General features: G+C 52.0%; 19 protein-coding genes. 3 read left to right on the top strand and 16 right to left on the bottom strand.

Annotated elements, in window-relative coordinates; all coding sequences use genetic code 11:
• Positions 1 to 5: 5 nt before the first annotated feature.
• From B212_RS0107175 to B212_RS0107140, 8 genes are all read right to left on the bottom strand, one after another.
• A complete protein-coding gene (locus B212_RS0107175) occupies positions 6 to 1,142 on the bottom strand; it encodes a glycoside hydrolase family 88 protein (RefSeq protein ID WP_019909856.1) in 1,137 nt (378 codons plus the stop codon).
• A 34-nt stretch (positions 1,143 to 1,176) separates the two neighbouring features.
• Positions 1,177 to 2,985 carry a heparinase II/III family protein gene (locus B212_RS0107170; RefSeq protein WP_019909855.1) on the bottom strand — a complete coding sequence of 603 codons (1,809 nt, stop codon included), beginning with the start codon at positions 2,983 to 2,985 and terminating at the stop codon, positions 1,177 to 1,179.
• 27 nt (positions 2,986 to 3,012) lie between these two features.
• Positions 3,013 to 4,620 (bottom strand): response regulator transcription factor, encoded by a 1,608-nt coding sequence (locus tag B212_RS0107165; RefSeq protein ID WP_019909854.1) that lies wholly within the window; start codon positions 4,618 to 4,620, stop codon positions 3,013 to 3,015.
• A complete protein-coding gene (locus B212_RS0107160) occupies positions 4,613 to 6,421 on the bottom strand; it encodes a sensor histidine kinase (RefSeq protein WP_019909853.1) in 1,809 nt (602 codons plus the stop codon). Before B212_RS0107160 ends, B212_RS0107165 begins: the two co-directional genes overlap by 8 nt.
• A 97-nt stretch (positions 6,422 to 6,518) precedes the next feature.
• Positions 6,519 to 7,928 (bottom strand): ABC transporter substrate-binding protein, encoded by a 1,410-nt coding sequence (locus tag B212_RS0107155; RefSeq protein ID WP_019909852.1) that lies wholly within the window; start codon positions 7,926 to 7,928, stop codon positions 6,519 to 6,521.
• Between the two features lie 351 nt (positions 7,929 to 8,279).
• Positions 8,280 to 9,119 (bottom strand): carbohydrate ABC transporter permease, encoded by an 840-nt coding sequence (locus B212_RS0107150; RefSeq protein WP_019909851.1) that lies wholly within the window; start codon positions 9,117 to 9,119, stop codon positions 8,280 to 8,282.
• Between the two features lie 25 nt (positions 9,120 to 9,144).
• Positions 9,145 to 10,086 carry a carbohydrate ABC transporter permease gene (locus tag B212_RS0107145; RefSeq protein WP_019909850.1) on the bottom strand — a complete coding sequence of 314 codons (942 nt, stop codon included), beginning with the start codon at positions 10,084 to 10,086 and terminating at the stop codon, positions 9,145 to 9,147.
• Positions 10,087 to 10,192: 106 nt separating this feature from the next.
• Entirely contained in the window at positions 10,193 to 10,552 is a 360-nt protein-coding gene (locus tag B212_RS0107140) for a (2Fe-2S) ferredoxin domain-containing protein (protein ID WP_019909849.1), read from the bottom strand.
• Positions 10,553 to 10,701: 149 nt separating this feature from the next.
• Here B212_RS0107140 and B212_RS0107135 point away from each other — a divergent pair, with 149 nt between their 5' ends.
• The 3 genes from B212_RS0107135 (at position 10,702) to B212_RS0107125 (ending at position 13,812) form a co-directional block, all read left to right on the top strand.
• Complete coding sequence (locus tag B212_RS0107135; RefSeq protein ID WP_019909848.1) at positions 10,702 to 12,291, top strand: AraC family transcriptional regulator; 1,590 nt, start codon at positions 10,702 to 10,704, stop codon at positions 12,289 to 12,291.
• Positions 12,292 to 12,393: 102 nt separating this feature from the next.
• On the top strand, positions 12,394 to 13,401 hold the full coding sequence (locus B212_RS0107130; protein ID WP_019909845.1) for an ABC transporter substrate-binding protein: 1,008 nt from the start codon (positions 12,394 to 12,396) through the stop codon (positions 13,399 to 13,401).
• Positions 13,402 to 13,584: 183 nt separating this feature from the next.
• The gene (locus B212_RS0107125; RefSeq protein ID WP_019909843.1) at positions 13,585 to 13,812 is read left to right on the top strand and encodes a hypothetical protein; all 228 of its coding nucleotides are present in this window, start codon (positions 13,585 to 13,587) and stop codon (positions 13,810 to 13,812) included.
• Position 13,813: 1 nt separating this feature from the next.
• On the opposite strand, the gene B212_RS0107120 is transcribed toward B212_RS0107125, so the two are convergent.
• The 8 genes from B212_RS0107120 to B212_RS0107085 form a co-directional block, all read right to left on the bottom strand.
• Positions 13,814 to 14,911 carry a GerAB/ArcD/ProY family transporter gene (locus B212_RS0107120; RefSeq protein WP_019909840.1) on the bottom strand — a complete coding sequence of 366 codons (1,098 nt, stop codon included), beginning with the start codon at positions 14,909 to 14,911 and terminating at the stop codon, positions 13,814 to 13,816.
• 46 nt (positions 14,912 to 14,957) lie between these two features.
• Positions 14,958 to 16,157, bottom strand: coding sequence for a Ger(x)C family spore germination protein (locus B212_RS0107115; protein ID WP_019909839.1), 1,200 nt, complete (start codon positions 16,155 to 16,157; stop codon positions 14,958 to 14,960).
• On the bottom strand, positions 16,147 to 17,724 hold the full coding sequence (locus tag B212_RS0107110; protein WP_019909838.1) for a spore germination protein: 1,578 nt from the start codon (positions 17,722 to 17,724) through the stop codon (positions 16,147 to 16,149). Before B212_RS0107110 ends, B212_RS0107115 begins: the two co-directional genes overlap by 11 nt.
• Before the next feature lie 158 nt (positions 17,725 to 17,882).
• The gene (locus tag B212_RS0107105; protein WP_019909837.1) at positions 17,883 to 18,923 is read right to left on the bottom strand and encodes an NAD(P)/FAD-dependent oxidoreductase; all 1,041 of its coding nucleotides are present in this window, start codon (positions 18,921 to 18,923) and stop codon (positions 17,883 to 17,885) included.
• A gap of 76 nt (positions 18,924 to 18,999) precedes the next feature.
• Positions 19,000 to 20,016 carry a FecCD family ABC transporter permease gene (locus tag B212_RS0107100; RefSeq protein WP_028530668.1) on the bottom strand — a complete coding sequence of 339 codons (1,017 nt, stop codon included), beginning with the start codon at positions 20,014 to 20,016 and terminating at the stop codon, positions 19,000 to 19,002.
• A 23-nt stretch (positions 20,017 to 20,039) separates the two neighbouring features.
• Positions 20,040 to 21,098, bottom strand: coding sequence for a FecCD family ABC transporter permease (locus B212_RS0107095; RefSeq protein WP_028530667.1), 1,059 nt, complete (start codon positions 21,096 to 21,098; stop codon positions 20,040 to 20,042).
• Between the two features lie 202 nt (positions 21,099 to 21,300).
• Entirely contained in the window at positions 21,301 to 21,522 is a 222-nt protein-coding gene (locus B212_RS0107090) for a hypothetical protein (RefSeq protein ID WP_019909833.1), read from the bottom strand.
• Between the two features lie 177 nt (positions 21,523 to 21,699).
• On the bottom strand, positions 21,700 to 23,394 hold the full coding sequence (locus B212_RS0107085) for an oleate hydratase (RefSeq protein ID WP_019909832.1): 1,695 nt from the start codon (positions 23,392 to 23,394) through the stop codon (positions 21,700 to 21,702).
• Positions 23,395 to 23,471 lie beyond the last annotated feature (77 nt).

Genomic DNA, 23,471 nt, shown 5'->3' with positions numbered 1-23,471 from the left:
CTTGTTTATTCCCAATAAAATGGGCCAAGGTTCTTTAGACGCGCCAGACCTTCAACATAGAAGTAATCGCCGTAAATCAATGGAACGTCAATGTTAGTGCCCGCCGGATAATGGCTCGTCCCATGAAGAATCAGCCCTTCCTCGGCATCATTGCTCCAGGTGCCGTAATTGCGGTACAGCGACTCCAGCATCCTGACCGCAGGCTCGCGGTATACCGGCGCCTCGACCTCCCCAACCTTCCCGGCAAGCAGCAGAAGTCCGCTGGCGGCACACGCGCCGGCCGATGAATCGCGGAATTTCCGCGCCTCATCCGGTGCGCGGAAATCCCAATGCGGCACATGATCCTCCGGCAGGCGTGCCAGGAAGAAATGGGCCACCTTCTGGGCCGTATGGAGATACGTGATCTTGCCGGTGTGATGGTACGCCAGCGTCAGCCCGTAGATCGCCCAGGCTGCTCCTCTGGACCAGGCGGACTCAGCCGCGTAGCCTTGGCCGCCCAAGCCTTCAATACATTCCCCGCTCTCCGGGTCGAAGCGGACGATATGATACACGGAGCCGTCCGGGCGGATAAAATGCTTCACGACTGTATCCATATGCGCCTCAGCAATATGGCGGTACCGCGGATCTCCAGTGACCTCGGCAGCCCAGAAGAGCAGCGGCGTGTTCATGCAGCAGTCGATAATGGCGTAACCCCTGTTGTCCTCGCCTTCGTACCACGGATTCCAGGCCCGGATGAAGCTGCCCTTCAGATTGAAGCGCGCAGCCAGGAAATTTGCCGCCTTCAGCGCCCTTACCTTCGAGACCCCGCTGCCCAGCAGCTTATAAGAAGCCACGCTGGTCAAGGTCCACATGAACCCCAAATCATGGTCCAGATGCACATAATCATTCAGCACCTGGTCGAGCTGCTCCTCGCACTGCTCGGCCAGCGCCCGCAAGGCTTCATCCTTGCTGCCGTTGTACAGCAGCCATAGCTGGCCCGGCCAGAAGCCCGCCGTCCACCAGTGCGGCTGCTCCAGCACATAGGTTCCGCCTTGACTGGCATGGGGGAATCCCGCGCCGATCCGCAGACTGTTCCGCTGTGTTTTCTCCAGCGCCTTGCTCCATGCTTCTTCTACCCACTCCTGCTTTGTTTCCGCTGTCATCTTGAGCCACCGCCATTCATGGATTTGATATCATCTATAAGTTCATGAACTGAAACTTAAATTCATATCTTGCCTGCTTGTCCAGCTTCCCTAAGGCATGATAATCGAGACCATACCAGGTCTTAACCGCCCCAAAATGGTCATTGTAGGTATGTTCCGTAATTTCCGCGTTGAGCGGGCCGCCGCCACTACATATGCGCAGCCTCCGCCCGTCTTTGCCTTCCAGCACAATACTGCCTTCCTCCAGCACCGGCCGGCAAAAGGTCACGAACCGCTCGGTCAATGTCTCCGGCACTCCCCCAAACCGGAATTCGTCGATCAGCTCCAGCACCGGCAGTTCCCCCTCTCCATGCCACCTGAAGGAACGTGTCAACCGCTCCAGCGGCACATGGCCGTAGGCCCGGGTTAAATCAAGCTTCAGCACATCTGCGCCTCCGCCCGCAGCAGCCTCCAGAACCTCTGCATAAGCATCCGCTCCCGGACGCTGATACTGGCCGTCAATAATCGGAACACTATGGCCCTGCGAGCCGTTGCAGTCATAAGTGTACCGCGCTGCGCCGAAGTAATCCGCGGTGTACTCTCCGCATCCAAGGTCAGAGAGGTAGACCGTCCCTTCTCCGAGCAGAATGAACTGGCCGAGATCATTGTGGTTGTGAGGCTCGGCATTGTTCCCGCCCTTCGCGGCAAAGCCGAACGCTCCCTCCGGTCCGATTCGGCGGGACAGCAGCCACGCTGCATCCGGCAGATAGCTGCTGGCGCTGCCCCATTCGCTGCTGCCCGCCTCCGGGCAACGCCAGAGCAGATTGCGCAGCGCCGGAGCCCAGCGGCTGCAGTGGTCGTCCGTGTAGGCGGCCCGAAGAGACGCGGGAGGCGGCTCCACTTCGGGATAAGCCACAGCAAGATAATGGCTTAGGCCCAGGAACACACTGCCATTCTGCTGCGAATCGGAGAAGTTCGCCACCAGGTCCCCGCCAAGAAAGCATTTCTGCTGGAACGAAGCGATGCTGCCCACCTTATCCCGCCCGAACCAATCCAGCGCTCCCTTGCTTCTGCGGCGGAGCAGATCGGCATAATAGACGAAATAACCAAAGCCGTAATTCCAATAACCCAGCCCCTCCAGACAGGCGCCGTCCTCTCCGAAGCCCCGAAGGTAATATTCCATCGTGTCCTGTACCTTGATGAGAATATCTGTAAGGACTTCGGGGTCCTTTATCAGCAGCAGGGCTGCCGAACCCATCGAGCCGGAGCAGACAGCGGCCCAGTTATGCGTTGCCGTCTCCCAGTGATAGGGACCTGAGGTCAGGTAGGGCACGAACAGGCGCTTATGTACTTCTTCCTGTATCCGGGCCTGCAGCAGGGCCGGAAGCCGGTCCCCGAGCAAGCAGCGGATTTCACTAAGCGCAAAGCCGGTCTCAGCCGAGAACAGATCAATGGTCTCCGATATTCCGCTCTCTCCCACATGGGCGGGCAGGCACCAGGTATTCTCGCCGCAGATGCTCCATACAATCTCACATACAGCGCTTACATGCGACTCCTGCTCCGGCTCCAGCAGTGATAACAGCACAGCCGTGTTCAATATTCTTCTCCGCTCGAAATAGACCCCTTCATATTCCAGCCTGGAACCGGTACGGCTATAGATGGAGAACAGCTCATACGTAAGCCCGGGGATCGCCGTTCCCTTCAGCCTTGCTCCTTCTCCGCGGATTTCCGCGACCTCCTCTGCATAGGCAGCTAGCTGCCTAACCCCGGACCAGAAGCGCTTCGAGTCTCCTTCAGGATAATAGAGCCTCTCATCGGCTTCCGCCATATTTCTGACTGCCGCGAGCAGTTCGGATCGTTCCATTACGCGCCGCCTTTCCCGCCATGCAGGCTAACCCCGGTATTCCGCAGGCGTTACCCCCGCATGGACCTTAAATGTCTTAATGAAATAGCTCTGATTGTCATAGCCGAGCTGTTCGCAAATTTCCCCCACCGTGGAATGTGTCCCATCCAGAAGCTCCTTGGCCCTTTCCATTTTTAGCCTGGTAACATATTCGATAAAAGTAGTGCCAGTCTCCTTCTTGAACAGCCTGCTGAAATAACTTGCGTTAAGATGCAGATGATCCGCCACCTCATCAAGACTGATCCTTGAACTAAGGCGTAACGAGACATACTTGCAGGCTTCTGTTACTTCAGCCCTTTTGCTGCCTCCGGCCCCCGCGCCCCTGGCGGCGGCAATGGATTCCAGATGGTTATCCAGCCACTCCCGCAGTGCGGACAGGGAATCAATATCCACGATTTCCTTGTGCAGCGTATCCGCCGAATATGCTGGCCGGATGGACTGCAGGGAGTGCAGCTTCAACTTGAGGTCCAGGAGGAGCTTCAGCGTCCAGTCCCTGACGCATTCCGGTGGATACTTCTCATCACGGATGAGCGATATCCACTTCTCCGTCACGGTCCGCGCCTGCTCTGCCGGCCTGCCGAGCAGCACCTCCCGCAGCTCTGCCGCTGCCTGATCGTAATAAGCGAAGAGATTTCCCTGGCTTCCAGACGGGAGCACAGGCTTTCTTTTGGCAATTTCACCTTGCACCAGATAGAAACGCTGATCATCGGCGTCCAGCAATTCACATAGCTGCTGCTTGAGCCCCTCCGGCGTTCCTGTGCCCTCTCCCGTAATGAAGGACATGCGGACCTTCAGCACTCTGGACAAGGTGGACTGGACAGCCTGCAGTCCGGCGGCAGCCTCTGCATAAATATTGCCTTGCAGCCCTAGCTTATAGGAGAACAGCAGGAATGAGGTTTTCACATTATAACCAATGTAAAGTCCGCGGGGCAGCATCCCGTCAAGTACCTCGTTCATCACATTGCTCACGGCAAAATGCAGGGTCTGATCCGAGGAGAAACGGTATTTCACATGCCGGTAATCCTCCAGGCAGGCGATGACAGGCAGGCAGAATTCCCCCCGCTGGAACAATCCGTATTCAGCAGCCTCATCCATCCATTTCCCCGGGGACAGCAGCGGCTGATGGATGAAATTCTTGAAGCTGCGCTCCTTGCGCAGCTCCCTTGTCTCTCCGAACAAAATCTTCATCCGGGAATTCTCCCAGCCTGCACGGTTCTCCTCATCCAGCGATTCCTTGAACCGCAGCAGCAATTGTACAAGATTCTCCGGGTCAAGCGCATCCTTCAGCAAATAATCCTGCACATTCAGGCGCATTGCCTGCTGGGCATACTGAAATTCATTATGGCAGGATAGAATCGCGATCCGTACGCCCGGCTGCAGCTCCTTGACACGTGCGGACAATTCGAGTCCGTTCATCCGCGGCATACCGATATCGGTAATCAGAATATCCGGCATTTCCTGCTGCGCTTGCTCCCAGGCGCTTGCCCCATTCTCATGCGTGCTCATCAGATCAAAGCCCAGCTCTTCCCAGCGGATGCTCTCGGATAACAGCTCTATAACCGGATAATCGTCATCTACAAGCATGACTCTATACATCCCGCATCTCCTCTCTGTACGGAATATGCATTTCAACTGAGGTGCCTGTACCTTCTTCGCTGCGGATATCAATGGCAAATTCCCCGCCAAACAGCATCCGCATCCGTTCCGCTACATTGTGCATGCCCATGCCGGAGAAGGAAGCTTTAGGCTCAGGATCAGAAGCGTTCCAGGTCCCTTCCTCCACCCGGCTCTTGATGAATGACAGCTTGCTGTCGTTCATCCCCCGCCCGTTGTCAGCAACCACGAGAACAATCCCCTTCGCCTCCACTGCCGCCCGGATGCTGATGATCCCCGGCTGTTGGCTGAGCCCGTGAATCAGCGCGTTCTCCACCAGCGGCTGAAGGAAGAAGCGCGGCACCTTAATCAGAAAAGCCTTCGGATCTATCTCCAGTTGCAGCTCCGCCTTCTCCTTCTGCCGCAAATTCATCAGGCCGACATAATGCGAGACCAGATCCATCTCCTCATGCAGGAAAATCTCATCCTCCTCACGGCTGATCGTCATCCTCAGCAGCATGGACAGCGAGCCGATCATTTTGGCGCTCTCCGGGTCTCCGCGCTTCATCACCTTCATGCGGATCGAGTTCAGCACATTGAACAGAAAATGAGGGTTGATCTGGGCCTGGAGCATTTTCAGCTCCGCCTTTCTCTTGCGCGCCTGGGTGTCCGACACCTCGAATATCATCTCCTTCACCCGGTCGAGCATCTGGTCGAACAGCAGGCCAAGCCGCCCGATCTCGTCATTGCCTCTGACCCCGGAACGAACCTCCAGATTGCCCCGCTGTACCGCACTTGTCACTTTGCCTAGCCTTACCAGCGGCTTCGTGAAGGTCCGCACGAGTGTAATCAGCAGAAGAAGAAATAAGAAGAAGGAGAGCAGTTGAATAATAAACACACGGTTAAAGATCGAGCTGATATCGACGATGCTCATCTTATAGGGCTGCATCAGCACCAGACGCCAGCCGTTGAAGGAAAGCTTCTGCTGCACCACCAGGTACCTGTCTCCGGCAATCGTCACCACCCCGGAACCGTCTAACCGGTCCACAGCAGCCGCATACGGAAAAGGCTGGCCAAGCCGTTCCGAAGCCGCCTCAGACACAATATTGTCTTCGCCGTCCAGCAGCACTACCTTTTGTCCTGCTGACAGATTGCCAAAGATATTGTGCAGTTGGTCCTCCATAATCGTCACTACCGCATAGCCGTAAATCTCCGTGCTGTCCAGACGCAGAGTCCGGGCCACGGTGATCTGATAGGGATGATCAAATTTATCATAGGAAAATGCCGTCGGCTCCACACCCGCCCAATAGGACTCCAACCCCTTCAGCTCCGTCATCTTGCGGAACCAGCTCTTCTGCTTGATATCCAGCGGATTGTAATCGCTAACAGAATAGTTCATGAAATACGTATCATTCGTCAAAAGGATCGTGACATAGCTGTTCTGTCCAACGACTGTAAGGGTATCCAATTGTTCCAGCACCCGGTTCGAATCCATAAACCGTTGATACTCGTTGCCGCTGACATTGTTGGTCGCCGCCAGCTTGAAATAGGCTTTCAGGCCGGGATTGGTCTGGACGTAGTTGGCGATGGTCAGCATCCCCTTCAGGCTGTTCGTCACCGAGCCGTTCACCAGCTCCAGGGAATCCTCCGCATTGGCAATCGCCTGCCGTTTGACGGCCTCCTGGGTCAAGGAATTGTAAATAAGCAGCGTTAGGGCAGCCGGAACGAGGATACAGGCTATAGAAGCTATGATCAGCTTATGCCGGATTGATTTCGGGGTAAGCTCCCTGAGTCTGCCAAGCATGGCTGTATCCCCCCAGACAAGTAGAAACGGCTTTGCTCTCCCATTAAGGAGGGCAGGCCGCCCCACAATCACTTGAATTTGTTAACATTATATCAAATTATTTTTTGTTGGCCGCAATTATTTTATTAACACGGTCCTGAGCGTTTTGAACGGTCTTATCCACATCCTGATCGCCAAGAATCATCTTCTCATATTCCTCGTTAATCGCTTTGTATACCTCAGCCTGATAGGTGGCCGGTGGAATGATTGCCGATGCTTTGGAAGCTACGAGCGTGTCTACGAGTGATTTCTTGTCAACCTTCTCCGGATTCTTCGTGCCGGCAAGGATCGTGTCAATAATCCCTTCCACCTGATCACTTGTCACCTTGCTCCAGGCCGGAATGTTTTTACCTTGGACAAGCTGGCCTTCCGTGGTGTACCAGCGGACAAATTTATAGGCGGCTTCCTTGTTTTTGGATTTGGCGGCTACAGCCACATAGTCTGTAGTCACTGGCGTCAGACCATTTTCATCACCAGCGTTGTTCTTCGGAAACGGCGCTACCGCGAGATTAAAGTTCAAAGGCACCTTTTCTGTTCCGCCGATCTCCGTGTTCATCCAGCTTCCGATCAGAATCATACTGGCCGACTGGTTGAAGAATTGTGTACGATAAGCCAGCTTTTGCGAGATCATGTCGGTGTAAGGCACCGAGGATTTATCCTCTTTTTCCATTCTCAGCCTGAGCTCAAGCGTTGCCTTGAAATTCGGGTCCTCCAGATTGGAGGTGCCGTCTGCCTTCAGAAATTCAGAGTTCTGCGGCTGGTTCTCCATCTTCAGCTTCAGGAACTCCATCCAGCCTCCTGCCTGCGGACCGTGGAAATACGCGCCGTAACGCTTCTCAGCACCTTCGCCCTTGGTCAGCTTCTTGGCATAGTCGGCAAAATCATCCCAGGTCCAATCAGTTGGAACCGCAAGACCGGCTTCATCCAGATTGTCCTTGTTCAGCAGCACATACCACGGATTGAATTTGCCTGGCAGCGAATAGACCTTGCCATCGAGACGGGTATCCACTTTATAATCCTCTTCTACCTTGAAGCCGTCCTTGGCGATATAATCATCCAAAGGCTCAGCCATGCCAAGCGCCACACGTTGTGCATATCCTGCCGCATCGCTAAACATCAGGATGTCCATTTGCGCAGAGGATGCCGCCTCCAGATCAAGCTTCTTGAACGCTTCCTGTGTATCGCCTTTCTCACTTAACTGTACCAGTTCAATGGTGACCTCCGGATTAGCTGCTTCATAAGCCTCCAGCGTATGCTTCCAGTTGTACGCTTCCTCCGTCCCGTATGTATAGAGCCGAAGATTTGTTTTCTCTGTACTGCCGGCGGCGGCTCCGCTTTCCGCCTGATTCGCCGCGCCATCCGTCCCGCCGCTTGCGGCGTCATTGTTGTTATTGCCGCCGCAGCCGGCGAGCAGGCTTAACATCAGAACACCCGAAATTGCTGTTCCCCATACTTTTCTTTTGATCATTTTAGAACCCCTCCTCAAAAATATCAGTGACTTATAACCGAATTATAGAATACGCTTTCATTTGACACATGAAACAATATTTACTTTTATTGAATTATTTTTACTTGTATAAGCAAAAAATCTACATAACGGGGCTTGGTCGTGACTGCGGGGAATGTTTGGACTTCCGGCCGCTGTTGTCTTCAAATTTCTTGATTTATACCGCTCTTAGCGGATGAAATTCGAAGACAAAGGCGGACGCTACCGCTCCTACAGTTCCAAACTTCCCCTCCGTCACTCCGCCCTTTTATGAATTCTTCAAATTCATTTTATACACCAGTTTGCGGTTGTAGCAGCAGATACTCCTCACATTCACCCCTTCACTCCGCCCAGCGCGATGCCCTCAATAACGTTCTTTTGACCCAGAATGAAGATAATGATTAAAGGAAGAATCGCCGATACTGCCGCAGCCATAATCAGTGAATAGAATTCCCCGCTCATCGAAGTGAATTTCTGGATGGCAATCGGAAGGGTCAGCCATTTGTCACTGCGGATGAAGATTAGCGGGTTCTGATAATCGTTCCAGGTCCAGATAAAGCGCAGAATCGCGTAAGTGGCTACCGCAGGCTTCACCAGCGGCAGGGCAATCGACCAGAAAATACGCGGATGTCCGGCACCGTCGATTTTGGCCGATTCAATGAACTCCTGATGCAGCCCCATAAAAAACTGCCGCAGCATAAAGGTCCCAAGCACACTGAAGGTCCCGAGCAGAATCAGCCCCAGATGGCTGTCGAACAGCCCGATATTACGGTAAATAATAAACTGCGGAATCAGAATAGCCTGTCCTGGAATCATATAGGTAACGAGCACAATCATAAACAGGATATTGCTGGCGCGGAATTTGATCTTGGAGAAGCCGTAGGCAGCCATAGCCGAGATTAGGCAGGACGCCGCAGTCGTAATCACCGCCACCTTAATCGAGTTCCAGTAATACAGCGTGAACGGATAATCTCCGAACCAGACCTCCTTGTAGTTCTCAATCGCATTCCAATGCTTCGGCAGCCACTGAATCGGATAAGCGAACACTTCCGACTCCACCTTGAATGAAGTAACCAGCATCCATATAAAAGGCAGCAGGAACAATATACTTCCGGCAAACATTACCATTGTAACGAGAATTTTACCCCAATCGGGGCCTGTACGCGTTTCCATAGGTTTTCTTCCCTCACTTCTCTGTCTAGTAGTTGACCCATTTCTTCTCTGCCAGCCATTGGCCGAACGTAATCAGCATGACGAATATGAACAGCACTACAGCAATGGCGGAAGCATACCCAACCTTCAGATTGACAAAAGCTGTATCATACAAATACCAGACCATCATTGTTGTAGAGCCAATCGGTCCCCCCTGAGTCAGGACTGCTATAATATCAAATACCTTGAAGGTGGCGATGATACCGGTTACAAGCAGGAAAAAGGTCGTCGGCGACAGCAGCGGGAAGGTGATCCGTCTGAACTTGGTCCAGGCATTTGCTCCGTCAATATCGGCAGCCTCATATAAATCCTTCGGAATGGACTGCAGTCCGGCAATATAGATAATCATGTTGAAGCCGATAGAGATCCAGATGGAGATCATCATAATGGAGATAAGTGCAAAATGCGGATCGGCAATCCACTTCGGCGGATCGGAGATTCCGATGGCCTTCAGCATTTCGTTAATCGGTCCGTAGGAGGGCTGGAACAGCACCTGCCATACAATGGCTACGGCAACGGTCATGGATACATAAGGGACGAAATAGGCGATTTTAAAATAGCCCTTCATATACACGTAGCGGTCAATCAATATTGCCAGCACCATCGACACCAGTAAATATACCGGCACTGTCAGCAGAAAAATAAAGTTGTTGCGCACCGAGCGGATGAACATATCATCCTGCAGCAGATTGGTGAAATTCTGCAGCCCCACCCAGTGGATGCCGTCAAAGCCCTGCACAAAGTTCCAGTCGGCAAAGCCGAGCACCAGCGTGGCAATGATGGGTATCAGCACAAGAATCGTTACCCCGATCAGCATCGGGCTTACGAACAGCAGTCCGGCCAGCGTCTCGCCCCTTTGCAGCGACCAGGCCCTGCGCCCCCGCACAGCCGGCGGCTTTTTCGTTAAAGTCTCAATATTTTGCCCCATGTCTTAGCACCTCAATGGTTTCGTTATAGGTCTTGCCCTCTGTGAACATTATAAAAAAAATACCGTCAGCGCTTTGACGGTATTTTGATCTTATTCGATGTAATTTTTACTTCTTCCTTTTACCCTTGGCACCCTTTTCAGTCGCGGCCCGCAGCCCTCCGTCATAGGTGTATAGCATGTGATCTTCCAGTTGCTCCCCCTGCAGCACCTTCCGCACCAGCTTTTTGCCCGCTTTGGGCGTCATCTCCTTGTACCATACCCCTTCAGGATAGGAGATTACGATACAAGCATCCGAGCATCTTCCGTTGCACTCGGTCACGGTGGTGTGTATCCTGCTTGCCGCGCCCTGCTTCTCAATCTCATCCTCTATGGCTTCGGCTACCTCTTCACCTTTATGTTTCCGGCAACTGCTGCCGCCGCAGATTAGCAAATGGTTGACCGTCCCTTGCAAATTCCAGGTCGTCATGAATGGCCACGCCCCCTTCTGAGCACTAATACCCGTCTGATAAATCATTCTCAACTCTAGCCATTATTCAGAGGATCGTCAATAGTGTGAAAGACTGTTATACTAATAATGAGAATGATTATCAACAACGAAATGAGTGACTGAGACCTATGCATTCCCGGCATTCCGGCAGTAGATTTCCGAATCCCCATAGTTTCTATGTCCCGGAGAAGATAGCAGCGCTTAACGGACTATCCGTTTCCACAGAACCAGGCATCCGGCAGCCCTCCTCGATATTAATGATTGTAACGGGAGGCAGCGGCGATATTCAGATTGATGGAGAAGGCTGCAAAATATCCGTTGGCAGCGTGCTTTGCTGTGACAGCACCCTGGACATTGAACTGCGTCCGCAATATGAGCTTCAAGGCGTGTGGATTGAATACTCTGTTATGCCCCTGCCAGCAGAGAGCACCAGCCCCTTGAACAGCAGTGTCCCGCTGGGCAGTTGCACGTCCAATGCTTGTGCTCTGGCATCCAGGCTGTTCAAAGCCTGGAATGAACCTGAAGCGCAGAAACCCTTTGCCGTGCAGCTACTGTTCACAGAATTACTGGCCGAGCTGCACAGTACAATACTCGAAAGGGCCGATTCGCCGCTTCACTGGCTTGAACAGGCGCTGCAATACATAGAAAATCATTTTGACGAGGATCTGACCAGAAGCCATATGGCAGAGCTTGCTAAAGTAAGCCCGGAGCACTTCTCCCGTGCCTTCCGCAGGAATACCGGCCAAACCTTCAACAGCTATGTAACACTGCTGCGTATACGCAGAGCCCAACAGCGAATTCTGACCGGCGCGCCGAATCTGACCGCCTTGGCACTGGAGGTCGGCTATGGCGAAGGCACTTACCTTAGCCGGAAATTCAAGCAGGTAGTGGGCATTTCCCCTACAGCTTACCAGCGCAAGAGCAAACGGATCGTATCGTTGAATTTCAACCATACCGCCAGCCTGCGGGCCATTGAGGTGATGCCCTTATTAGGCGTCTACTCCGCTTGGATGGAAAGCCTGGAGCGGGTATCCTCCGCGCAAAAATTGAGATGCGAGGCCAGCAGCGCGACCTCCATTTACGAGTCGGTTGCAGCAGCCCGTCCCGATGTCATTATCAGCTACGCTCTTCCCGAAGAGAGCAAGCAGCTTTTGCCATTGGCTCCGCTCATTGAGCTGCCGTACATGCAGATGAGCTGGCGTGAACAGTTCCGGCTGATTGCCGGGATTGCCGGCCGTCAGGCCCAGGCGGATGCCTGGCTGAGACGATACGATGAGCTGTGCCACGACGCCAACATAAGGCTGGACCGGCTGATTGGCCCGCGGGGAACAGCCATTGTCTGGGAGTTCGGAGAAGAATCAGCATACTGCTTCAGCAGCAGCTATGGGCATGGCAGCCAGATCATATACGGAGATCTTGGATTTAAGCCGCCTCTAAGTCTGACCGGGAAAGGCCTCATTAGCAAAGGCTATGTTGAGACTTCTATTGAAGGCATTGCCGACTATCCGGCCGACCATATCTTTATTACCAGCGGCCCTTCGTCCCCACAAGGTGAGATGCGGTTCAACACTCTGCTGCACTCCAGCCGTTGGCTGGAGCTTGATGCAGTCCGCAACACACAGGTATACCACTTGAACGAGCCTGAATTGTTCTATGGATTTGATCCTCTCTCCTCTTTGGCCCAACTGAAGCTCCTTATGCAGCACCTGATATCATAAATTTACATGAGGAGAGATCACATCAAGACATAGCCATTATAGAGTGCACTCTGTAAAGTGTTATTGAGAATGATAATCGTTCTACATAAGGAGGCATACTCGTTGAAAATCTTGCAACAGCGCAGCATAACCCGGAAACGCTGGCTCGTTCTCCCCTTGCTGCTGACACTGGCCATTATGGCTACAGCCTGTGGAAATAATGCAGAGGTAAATCCGCCGGCAGCAAATACGAGCGCTACGGAGGCTCCTGTACCCTCTGCTCAACCGACTGAAACTGCCGGGCCGGCTACATTCAAAACTGTAACTACTGTTAACGGAGATATCAAAGTTCCTACGGCTCCGAAGCGAATTGTAGCCGAGGAATACCTTGGCAGCTTGATCGCGCTGGATATCATCCCCGTTGGGGCACCTGGCCTAACCCTGCAAAATATATATTATAAGGATTCACTGGCCGGTGTGGCAGATACCGGAACCTATGGGAAGATGTCGCCGGAGAACATCATCACACTTGATCCCGATCTGATTATTTCCGGAAATGCCGACAGCTACGAGACTTTAAGCCAGATTGCGCCAACAGTTATTGTCCCTTACGGAGAACTTAAGAACGCTCATGAGGAGCTGACTTATTTCGGAAAGCTGCTGGGCAAAGAGCAGGAAGCGAAGGACTGGCTGGCGGAATACGACAAGCGGATTGCCGTTGCCAAAGCCAAGGTGGATGCGGCCATTCCCGCAGATGCAACATTTAGTATTATGGAGCATGCCGACAAGTCCACATGGGCTTATGGCGATAATTTCGGACGCGGCGGACAGCCGATCTATCAGGCGCTGGGACGCAAGCCCCCAAGCGGAGTCGCTGACGAAATCATGAAGAAGCAGTGGATGGAATTATCTACAGAGGTGCTGAGCAAATACGCGGGAGATTATATCATCCTGACGGATAACCAGCGAACCGTTCAGGACTATAAGGATGATCCCATTTGGGGCAGTCTTCCTGCCGTCAAAAACAACCGCCTCTATGTGTGGAAAGAGGAACGGTCATGGTATTATGACCCGATTGCCGTTCTGTCGCAGACCGAGGAATTAGCCGATTGGCTGACCAAAGCACAATAAGCATCCTGCACGAGTCTGGACGGATTAGCCTGCACGGTTGATCCGTCCTTTTTTTATAGGGAGAATTTCGGTTTCCATTGAAGCAGCCAGCCAAAGATTTGGTTATCAGCTTCTCTAGCTGGGGATAATATCTTTATCCTGCCGGGTCACACGGCCTTATCAAGGGAAAAGGAGACTAACCTTATGAAAATTCTTTTTATATACCTGGTGCTTGCCATACTGGGCTTAACCATCGTGATATCCATTGATTGGCTGACCGGAACCCCGTTTTCCAAGTCGTTCAACTTTTTAGGTTCTGTCTTTGCCACTACAACGTTTCAGGAGCTGGTGATCCTCATTGCATTTCTCTGTTTCCCCGTTGCCGTTACAGCATGGGAGGCGCTTAAGAAGAACAAGAAGTCCCGCTCCTGAGCTAATCGTACCAGCCAAACCGTTTACGTATATGGTGGACAACAAATAGAAACATGGGAATATACGCACATAATACAGGCAAAATATATTTCAGGAATTCCTTTCCCTCGTTCAGATGACTGGAATAATTCTCCGCACTGACAAAGGAGCAGAACAGAACAACCACACACACAGGCACAACCACTCTCCGGTAATCCTTAACCTTAAATAAATCTGCAGTGATTACCGTTGCCGCGAAACTATAGATCGACATTTTAAAAAACACGCCAATAATCAAGGTTAAAATGACAAGCGCATCCAGCCGTTGGATAAAATTGGCTACGTTCACCAGTGTAATAGTCGTATATATTGGAAAAGCCGCTCTACTGTACATATCCTCGCCAAGCACCGATATTTCAACCATATGGGTAATCGTGAGCAGCAGCCCGCTTAGTATCACTGCCGTTACGCCTACTCTCTTCGCTTTATTAACCTTGCTGAAAAATGGAAGTATCGTTGTGACGCAGACCAATTCTCCAAACGGAAAAATCCAGATGCTGGGGTATGCCGAGCTTAAAGCGTCCCGTAAATCCTTGATCTGAAGCGGAAACAGGTGCTTGAAATCAACCAATCCTGCAGCAATTACTACAAAATTGCAGATAACCCCCATAATCATCATGATCCAAAAATATATTTCAGCAGTTCTGGCATATACCTCGATGCCTTTGTTCAGAATGAACATTACAGCAATGACCATAATCGAAGTGATGATCAGGATCGGTGTACGGTCATAGGATGCCGAGATGAGGAGGTCGCCCGCCTCCCGCAAATTTCTGGAGCTATTGAACAGCAGCACCGGAATGTACAGCAGGCTCAGCGGCCAGCCGATAGCCTTGCCAAGTATTTTTTGGGTATAGCCGCTGATGGTCAGACCCGGAAACTGCCGGTATAGATCATTGTAGATCAAATACAGCACTACTCCTCCAGGCAAGGCCATCAGTATGGACAGCCATACCGCACGGCCGCTTTCCAGGCCAATAGGAACAACCAGCGCCGTTCCGAATTCAAATAGCACGATCATAGAAAATAACTGACTTGGTCCGACGACTTCTTTTCTCATCGCTTAGCTCACCCTATCTGTTCATTAGAAACCAAGCGCTCCTCTCTCAAGGGGCCGCGAACGGGGCCAGCCTCATTCCGGTACCGCGGATATAGGCTTTAATCTTGAGATCAAGCGTTCCTTTGGCAAATAATTGTTCCCAATCCTTCTCTACAGTTGCCCATACGTCCGGGTTAACGCGTTTTAATTCATTTCCAAAGTTCAAATAATCGCATTCCATATTTTGCGCCGCCTGCACAGCCTGTTGGATTTCGACCCTCGTCTGCTTTTCCAGGGCCGCTTCCAGCTTCCTGATTTCCGCATTTTTGCTCAGATCCACGAAGGTCTTCGTTTCATAAATATTTCCTTCCTCAGTGATGAGGACATGAAAAACCGGCAGTCCTTGCACGATCTCTACCTTGACCTTTGATTTGGAAAACAGCACATTGACGGCAACGGCATTCTTCATATCACTAGTGTCAACGTTCAAATTGGTTTCCAGAATTTTGTTGACTACCCATCCCGCGCCTCTCGCTTCCGGGCCTTCGATCCAGCCTATAAGCTTTCCCTTCTTGAACACGGCTTGACCGCTCATCAGTATGGCTGCCTGTACCTCAGATTGATCCAGATTCGTTTTCTTCTTGCCATCTTCCACGCTGCCTATAATCCGCACCCCGCTGATGGTCATACCGCCATTTCCGGTGATATCATTAATTACCTCAAAAACATTGATCTTCTGGTTCTCTCCCCACACCTTTGCAGTGTTGTCCGACTTTTTGACCAGCCCAATAGAAGGAACGCTTTCCTGCGCCAATAATACCTTTAGAACCGAAGCCGCATCCGTATCCCTGGAGACCAGCACTGTCGTGTTCAGCCTGAGCTCATGCGATCTTTCGAAGATGTCGAAGACATCGTTGATCCCGTCTTTTGCCAGAGATTCTCCGAGCACTAATAGCTGAGTATGGGCAAAAAACAGCTTCCGGGTCGCCCGCTTTGAGGTTCTGCGAAGCGCTCCGTAGATGGTGCTGTCGGTTGAGGAATAAATAGTAATCGACGATTGGCCGCTGCTTGCCCCTTGACTGGTGTTAGAAGCCGATGGGACCACTACCTGAAATGAAACCCGATATTTATCCGTGCCAGGCACCATATCAATCCCGATCCCGCTCACAATCGCCAGGTCGTTCAATTCCCTGCTGTTCCAGCAGCCGGTCAGCAATAGGGAGAGTCCCAAATATAGAGCCATGCAAGCGATCATTTTAGCTCTCATTGCTATTTCCCCGGCCGCTGCCTTTGCCCGCCTTCTTGCGCACATTATTGGACTTGTCTGCCAGGCGCGGCCTGATCTTCATGAAATGAATAGGTGAACGGATAAAAGTGTCCTTCTGATCCTGCGGGGCAAACGGAGCCATAGGCGACATATAAGGAACTCCAAGTGAACGCAGACTGCATAAATGGGCTACCAGCATCATGCTGAATATGGCTATGCCATACAGCCCCATAAACGCGGCAATAAACACGATAACAAAACGCAGCATACGTACAGAGAGCGCCATATTAAATGCAGGAGTGGTGAAGCTTGAGATCCCCGTTAATGAAACTACGATAACCATGGCTGGAGAGACAATTCCCGCCTGAACCGCCGCCTGTCCAAGAACCAAACCTCCAATAATAGATACGGTTTGTCCGATCGGTGAGGGCAGGCGGATTCCCGCCTCGCGGATAATTTCAAACGTAACCTCCATCATCAAGGCTTCGATAAAAGCAGGAAATGGAACCCCTTCCCGTTGTGAAGCCAAATTAATCAGCAGTGGAGTAGGAATCATCTCCTGATGAAAGTTCAGCGCTGCAACAAAAATGGCAGGGCCAAACATAGAAATGAGCAGACAGAGAAACCGTAGTAAACGGATCAATGTCGAAATATCAAACCGCTGGTAATAATCCTCTACGGTATGGAAAAACATAAAAAAAGTTGTAGGAGCAATAAGTACAAAAGGCGTTCCATCCACAAAAACAGCAATTCTTCCATCCAGCAGATTACCGGCAACGCTGTCCGGCCGTTCCGTGTTATATAACGTAGGAAACGGTGAATACCCGCTTTCTTCAATCAATTGCTCAATATAGCCCGATTCCAAAATCGAATCTACCCGAATTTCCTGCAGCTTCTTCTTCAATTCCCCAAGAATCTCCTCGTTCACAATTCCATGCATATACATAATCGCTATATCCGTCTGGGTCACCGCACCCAGCTTCATCGACTCTACCCATAGATTCGGGTTCCTGATTCTCCGGCGGACAAGAGATATATTAGTTGAAATCGTTTCTGTAAAGCTTTCCTTCGAGCCGCGGATCGACACCTGGGTTCCCGCTTCGGAGACACTGCGGACCTCGCCTCCGCTTGTGTTGCTGCTGAGCGCTTCATCCTGACCGTCAATCAGAATGATGGTGTTCCCGGATAATAGAGCGGCAAACAGCTCGCTTAGATTTGTGACAGGCTGCTGCTTACCGACATTCAGCGCTTTTTCCTTCATGTAATTTAGAACATCCATGCCCGTTAACCCCTTGGGCTCCTCTTCACCGCGATACGCTTGAAAGGACATGGCATGTGAAATGAAATCATCTACGGTTTCTTTATCGTTAATGCCTACCATATAGACAGCAGCAACCTGAGGCGCCCATTCAAGCGGCTCGAAATGACGTATCGTCAGATCCAGGCTGTCGCCCAAACCTTCTCTGATCTGCTGCAAATTATCCTCAAGACTGTGGGAGAGCGGGGAGTTTTGACTGCTGTCATCAGCTTTTCCGGTTGTTTTCGGTTCTTTTCTTCGAATAGCCATTATCAGCACCTCCTGATCATACTATTCGCCCGCTATCCCCTTTTTATGCAGCTTATGGAATAGGCTCAAGCACAGAGCAGCAAGAGGCCGCCTGCATGTAGAATTCTCTACACACGGGCGGCCTCTTAGCGTGCCGTACTTCCGTAATACTATGCCTGCTAGTGTTCGTCGCTTACACCAAGCGCTTTGTTCTTCTCCTTGAACCGGTCATTATGCGAGGAGACATAGGCTACCTTGGGAGCCTCAGGATCTATATACAGCTTTGCACTGTTCAGTGCCAGTACCGCATCGGTGAAGGTACCGGCAATCAGCCGGACCTTGCTGGTGTAGTCTACAAAGTCCCCTGCGGCAAAAACACCAGGCAGGTTCGTCTCAAGTCTCCCGCTGACGTTCGCACACCATTCGCCCATATCCAGTCCCCACTCTCTCAGGGGGCCGAAATCACTCTTCAGACCATGGTTCACAATCACTGCGTCCACCTCAAGCTGTTCACTTGCGCCGGATTCAACATGGCTGACCGTAACCTTGTCAATTTCTTCCCCATTGGTGCTGTGCAGTTGGCTAACCGTATGCAGAACACGCACATCAACGGAGGAAGCCTTCATGCGCGCGATGTTCTTCTCATGGCCGCCGAACTGATCGCGCCGGTGTACAATCGTCACGCTGGCAGCAATGGACTCCAGCTCGTTGGCCCAATCCACCGCCGAATCCCCTCCGCCGGAAATCAGCACCCGCTTGCCGCGGAACGGCTCCAGCTCCTGCACAGTATAATGGAGGTTCGTCACCTCGTAACGGTCCGCTCCCTCAATCTCCAGCTTCGCCATCTGCAGGATACCGTAGCCGATGGTAAGAATAATTGTACGCGTCCAATGCTGCTCACCGGTAGCCGAGGTCAGAAGGTATGTGCCGTCCTCCTGCCGCTCCTGGGCAATGATCTGCTGCCCCAAAATGATCGTTGGATCAAAGGTCCGGGCCTGCTCTGCGAGCTGGTCAATCAGCTTCCGGCAAAGAATCGGGGTAACGCCTCCCACATCCCAGATCATTTTCTCCGGATAGATAAGCATTCTGCCACCCAGCTCTTCCTTCGCTTCAATCAGCTTCGTCTTCAAATCTCTCATACCGCTATAGAAGGCTGTATACATCCCGGCGGGACCTCCGCCAATAATGGTCACATCGTATAACTCCAGTGGACTCTTCATGATATCCCTCCATAGGTATAATGTAAGTCTTCAGTTGTACAAATCTCAGCTTCTAAATTCAGTTCAACTGATATAGTTAGGCCTTGGTCCGGGCCAGCAAATAAAGAAAATAAGGGGCGCCGATAACGGCTACAACAATCCCGGTCGGAATTTCGGAAGGCTGTAGAATCCAGCGGCCAATCGTATCCGCCGTAATGACCAGCAGCGATCCAAGCAGCGCCGAAGCCGGAAGCATCAACTGATGCTTTGGACCAACCAGCCGCCGGGCGAGATGCGGTCCAATCAACCCAACAAACCCGATTCCGCCGCTCACGGCAACACTTGCCGCCGCCAGCCCTACCGCCGCTGCAAGCAGGCGAAATTGCTCCCTGTTTACTGCCGCTCCAAGACCGGTGGCGGTCTGCTCGCCCAGATTCAGTACATTCATCACCCTCGCTTTATAAAAGACAAAGGGTAACAGAATCACAATCCAGGGCAGCAGGGAAAGCACGAATTTCCAGTTGGTTCCCCAAATACTACCCGCCAGCCAAGTAGCGACAAACTGATATTTGTCCGGGTCCAGCCGCAGGGTCAGCACAATCATTGCTGCACTCATGCCCGCTGCAACAGCTACCCCTGTCAGAAGCAGCCGAATCGGGGAAATGCCCTGATGCCGTTTGTAAGCAAGAATATAAATCAAGGCAGCCGTAAGGGCCGCTCCGGCAAATGCCACCAGCGGCAGCAAATATACAGGCGCAGCGGAGGTTGTCGGATAAAAGGATACCAGCAGCATTACCATAAGGCCCGCTCCGGCGTTAATCCCCAGAATTCCGGGATCGGCAAGGTCATTGCGGAATACCCCCTGCATCACCGCGCCTGAAACTGCTAGCCCCGCACCAATCAGAACGGAAATGACGATCCGCGGCAGCCGGAAGTCAAACAAGATCAGCTCCTGCTTGTCCGTTCCCTTGCCGAGCATCGTATCCAGCAACTCGAGCGGAGTCAAGCGTATGTATCCTGTATTCATACTGACAATAAACACAATCACAATCAAAGCCGACAAAACAGCCAGCACCTGCAGTCCGCGTCTGCGTCTAGCCGCATCGGAGGACATCGTTCTTGTTGTTCTCTGCACCATTACAGCTCCCTTCTTTCTTTGCGGGCCAGATACAGAAAGAAAGGAACGCCGATAAGCGCAATAATCGCGCCCAGCGGGGTTTCATGCTGCGGAATGATCATTCTGGAACCCAGGTCGGCCAATACCACCAGCAGACTGCCAAGGATAGCAGAGCAGGGAATAATCCACCTGTAATCCACGCCTACCAAATGCCGCGTCAAATGGGGAATAATCAGGCCTATGAAGCCAACAGCCCCCACGACAGATACCGACGAGCCAGCAAGAATCAGAACGAGCACAGCGCCCGCCAGCTTAACCAGGCCGGTGCGCTGCCCCAGCCCCTTAGCAATGTCCTCACCCAAACTGAGCATGGTAATGGAGCGGGATAATACGATTGCCCCAAGAATTGCCCCGAAGACCCAGGGAAACATAATCTTCAGTTGGAACCATTTCGTTCCTGCTACGCCTCCCGCATACCAGAAGGCCAAGTCTTGTCCGATTCGGAAATACAGTGCTATACCTTCGCTAAGTGCCGAGAGCAGTGCACTGAAGGCCGCACCTGCCAATACCAGCCTTGCAGGCGTAAGTCCGCCTTTGGCGAACGCCCCGATGCCATAGACAATACCTGCACCAGCTCCCGCCCCCGCAAAAGCATATAGAATCAAATACATAAACGACAGATTCGGATAAAAAGCAAAACAAAGCGCCAGCGCAAAGCCTGCGCCCGAATTAATGCCCATCAGCCCTGAATCCGCCAGCGGATTGCGGGTCATTCCCTGCATAATCGCTCCCGCTACTGCAAAGCTCGCACCGATCATAGCACCGCCAAGCACGCGCGGCAGCCGAAGCTCACGAATGATCTGATGATCCGTAATATCAGGGTTGAACTGAAAAATAGCGCTCCATACCACGGACAGCTTAATATCCGCAGCGCCGAACGAGACCGATACTGCAATGCCCAGCACAAGGGCAATCAGGCCACCGATCAGGATCAGCGTAGCTGCCCAAGGGCGTGAACGAAGCTTCACGTCATTCTGTCGCTGGCCAGCCTTATTACCGGCTGCTGACTGCAGACTCATACCTTCCACCTTTTCCTCATGAAATTGATAATCATTATCATTATAGTATTGTAAAGGAAAGAGCCGTATTTTGGCAATGGGCAAATGTAAACTCCGGGCGGCATCCGCCTTTGAGCACAGCAAAAAACCCCCGGCAAGCATCCTAGAATAGCGACTTTTGCCCGGGGTTTTGGTTTTGAAGTTTATGGGTAATGCTTGCACTCTATCTGGTGTAATCCTCATACTCATAGCGCCGGCTTGTTTTGCGGAACATATACTCATCATTCTTCAGCTTGTAGATCTGGCCCATCCCGGCAAAGATGAAGAACAGCACCAGGATTATGGAGTACGCATACGTAAACTTGTCAAAATAGAAGCACAGCACAATAGCCACAAACGTCAACAGCAGCAGTGCGACTGCGATTCTGCCCAGTATCTTTTTCACAGCGGGTCCCTCCAGAGGAAATTTTATATCATAATAGCACTATTTTCTTCAATAAGATGTCGAAAGATGTCACTGGTTATGATTTTTAATTCTCTTAAGAAGAGTCTTGAGCCGATGCGCAAAAAAAAAAGAAGTCCCAATTGCCAGCAATGGCTCTCAGGACTCCTAATGTTCATGTTACAGCAGCTTCGAAATAACCGTTCCCGATAAAAGCTGGCCCAGCGTCTGGTCAAGTGGCAGCGGCTTGTTGCCGAGACAGGTCCGTACGGCGGTCAGCAGCACACGCACATCGAATTTGCTTGGATGTACAGGAATCACTTCTTTTTCCAGCGCCAGCAGGCTGTAGACGGCCATCATCGCCGATCTCACCGAATATTCCACGGTAAACACACAATCGTCCGGCACTTCGGCGAATTGGCCGAGGAATGCCAGGTTCGTGCTGCCCTGCGGTACAACCTGCGGACGGTCGCCGGCAACGCGCGGCATGAACTGTGAGGTGATATAAGGCATCATACAAGGAATGACGTTGGTGGTATGAGCCAGAATTTCCGGGATGCGGTCCTTCAGCCCGATGTGGTAGCACAGTTCCTCCAGCAGCTCGCGTCCGGTACAATCACTCATTTTCTTTTGGATGTAGTTGCCTTGGGCATCCGGGAAGAGGCCATACGCCCACAGCACCTTCACATTGTCCGGCTGGTTAATGAAATGCGGCTGCTTCGGTGCGGTCCACGACATCATCCAGTTGGAATCCTTAATCGTGACCACGCCGCCCATCCCCGGCAGATCGCCGGTCAGCTCCAGCAGGTAAGGGAATACGATTTCATCATCTGTAAAAGTCATCGTAAAAGAAAGCCATTTACTCTTGTCGATATCCCCGCAGAACACTTCAGGACGGCCGAAATCCGGGGATTTGGCGGCAAGCTTCTCCCATAGACTCCAGCAGCCGCGCTCTGTGACCGAACGGTTGAGGATCGCCGGATGCTCCAGGTCGCCAAGGGTGGAATTCTCTGTCATGGAGCCGTTCGTTACCATCACCAGATCGCTGCGCGAGGTTGAAATCTTCTTCGGAGCTCCGTTCACCAGGACATGAATCGCTGTAACGGTCTTCTCGCCGCCGCTGAAATCCACATCCAGATCGGTAACCTGGTGCCCTTTGTCAAAATGAACGCCCTTGCTCTCCAGCCATTTCATCAGCGGAAGAATCAGCGAATCGAACTGGTTGTATTCCGTATGCAGTATGCCCTTCAGTTGATTCATTCCCGAAATCAGGTGCATGAACCGTTCCATGTAGCGCTTGACCTCAACCACGCTGTGCCAGTTCTCGAAGGCGAACATTGAGCGCCAGAAATACCAGAAGTTCGTTTCCAGAAAGCTTGGGTCAAAAAACTGCTCAATCGTCACCGCACCCAGCTTCTCTTCGGTCACCATTGCCAGCTTACCCAGTTGCAGCGCATGCGCCGTAGACAGTCCGAGTGAGGAGAAATCGGCCTTCTGACCCGCATTTTCCACCAGACGGCAGTGGGATTCAATCGGCTCGGCAAGGTTCAGCTCACGGAATTCGTCCAGCACTGTCCGGTCGGGATTGGTCAGCGATGGAATGAAGCCGAACAGCTCCATGAAGCATTCAAAATGCTCCTCGATCTCGCGTCCGCCCCGGGCGCTGTAGCCATCCTTGGCATTGCCTGCTCCGTCCATCGAACCGCCATAAACGGCCGATTGCTCCAGAATGTGAATGTTCCGGCCGGGTATATGCCCGTCACGGATCAGAAAAGCCGCCGCCGACAGCGAGCCGATGCCTCCTCCGATCAGATATGCTTTTCTCGATGCGATGCCTTCCTGTACCAGCGGGTGAATTCTTTGATAAGTTCCCATAGTTTCCGTCCCTTCCTCTATCGCCAGGTTAAGTGCCTTTGAATGGCTTCACTATACCCGGCGGGAGAAAAGAATTC

It is taken from the genome of Paenibacillus sp. HW567 (assembly GCF_000374185.1).
In the GTDB taxonomy this organism is placed as follows: Bacteria; Bacillota; Bacilli; order Paenibacillales; family Paenibacillaceae; genus Paenibacillus_AQ.
The sequence above is the reverse complement of the archived record's forward strand: the minus strand, read 5'-3'. Positions and strand labels throughout refer to the sequence as shown.

Bases quoted from the DNA above. Each gene is read 5' to 3' on its own strand.
- B212_RS0107175 (WP_019909856.1), bottom strand. From the start codon at position 1,142: ATGACAGCGGAAACAAAGCAGGAGTGGGTAGAAGAAGCATGGAGCAAG.
- B212_RS0107170 (WP_019909855.1), bottom strand. From the start codon at position 2,985: ATGGAACGATCCGAACTGCTCGCGGCAGTCAGAAATATGGCGGAAGCC.
- B212_RS0107165 (WP_019909854.1), bottom strand. From the start codon at position 4,620: ATGTATAGAGTCATGCTTGTAGATGACGATTATCCGGTTATAGAGCTG.
- B212_RS0107160 (WP_019909853.1), bottom strand. From the start codon at position 6,421: ATGCTTGGCAGACTCAGGGAGCTTACCCCGAAATCAATCCGGCATAAG.
- B212_RS0107155 (WP_019909852.1), bottom strand. From the start codon at position 7,928: ATGATCAAAAGAAAAGTATGGGGAACAGCAATTTCGGGTGTTCTGATG.
- B212_RS0107150 (WP_019909851.1), bottom strand. From the start codon at position 9,119: ATGGAAACGCGTACAGGCCCCGATTGGGGTAAAATTCTCGTTACAATG.
- B212_RS0107145 (WP_019909850.1), bottom strand. From the start codon at position 10,086: ATGGGGCAAAATATTGAGACTTTAACGAAAAAGCCGCCGGCTGTGCGG.
- B212_RS0107140 (WP_019909849.1), bottom strand. From the start codon at position 10,552: ATGACGACCTGGAATTTGCAAGGGACGGTCAACCATTTGCTAATCTGC.
- B212_RS0107135 (WP_019909848.1), top strand. From the start codon at position 10,702: ATGCATTCCCGGCATTCCGGCAGTAGATTTCCGAATCCCCATAGTTTC.
- B212_RS0107125 (WP_019909843.1), top strand. From the start codon at position 13,585: ATGAAAATTCTTTTTATATACCTGGTGCTTGCCATACTGGGCTTAACC.
- B212_RS0107120 (WP_019909840.1), bottom strand. From the start codon at position 14,911: ATGAGAAAAGAAGTCGTCGGACCAAGTCAGTTATTTTCTATGATCGTG.
- B212_RS0107115 (WP_019909839.1), bottom strand. From the start codon at position 16,157: ATGAGAGCTAAAATGATCGCTTGCATGGCTCTATATTTGGGACTCTCC.
- B212_RS0107110 (WP_019909838.1), bottom strand. From the start codon at position 17,724: ATGGCTATTCGAAGAAAAGAACCGAAAACAACCGGAAAAGCTGATGAC.
- B212_RS0107105 (WP_019909837.1), bottom strand. From the start codon at position 18,923: ATGAAGAGTCCACTGGAGTTATACGATGTGACCATTATTGGCGGAGGT.
- B212_RS0107100 (WP_028530668.1), bottom strand. From the start codon at position 20,016: ATGTCCTCCGATGCGGCTAGACGCAGACGCGGACTGCAGGTGCTGGCT.
- B212_RS0107095 (WP_028530667.1), bottom strand. From the start codon at position 21,098: ATGAGTCTGCAGTCAGCAGCCGGTAATAAGGCTGGCCAGCGACAGAAT.
- B212_RS0107085 (WP_019909832.1), bottom strand. From the start codon at position 23,394: ATGGGAACTTATCAAAGAATTCACCCGCTGGTACAGGAAGGCATCGCA.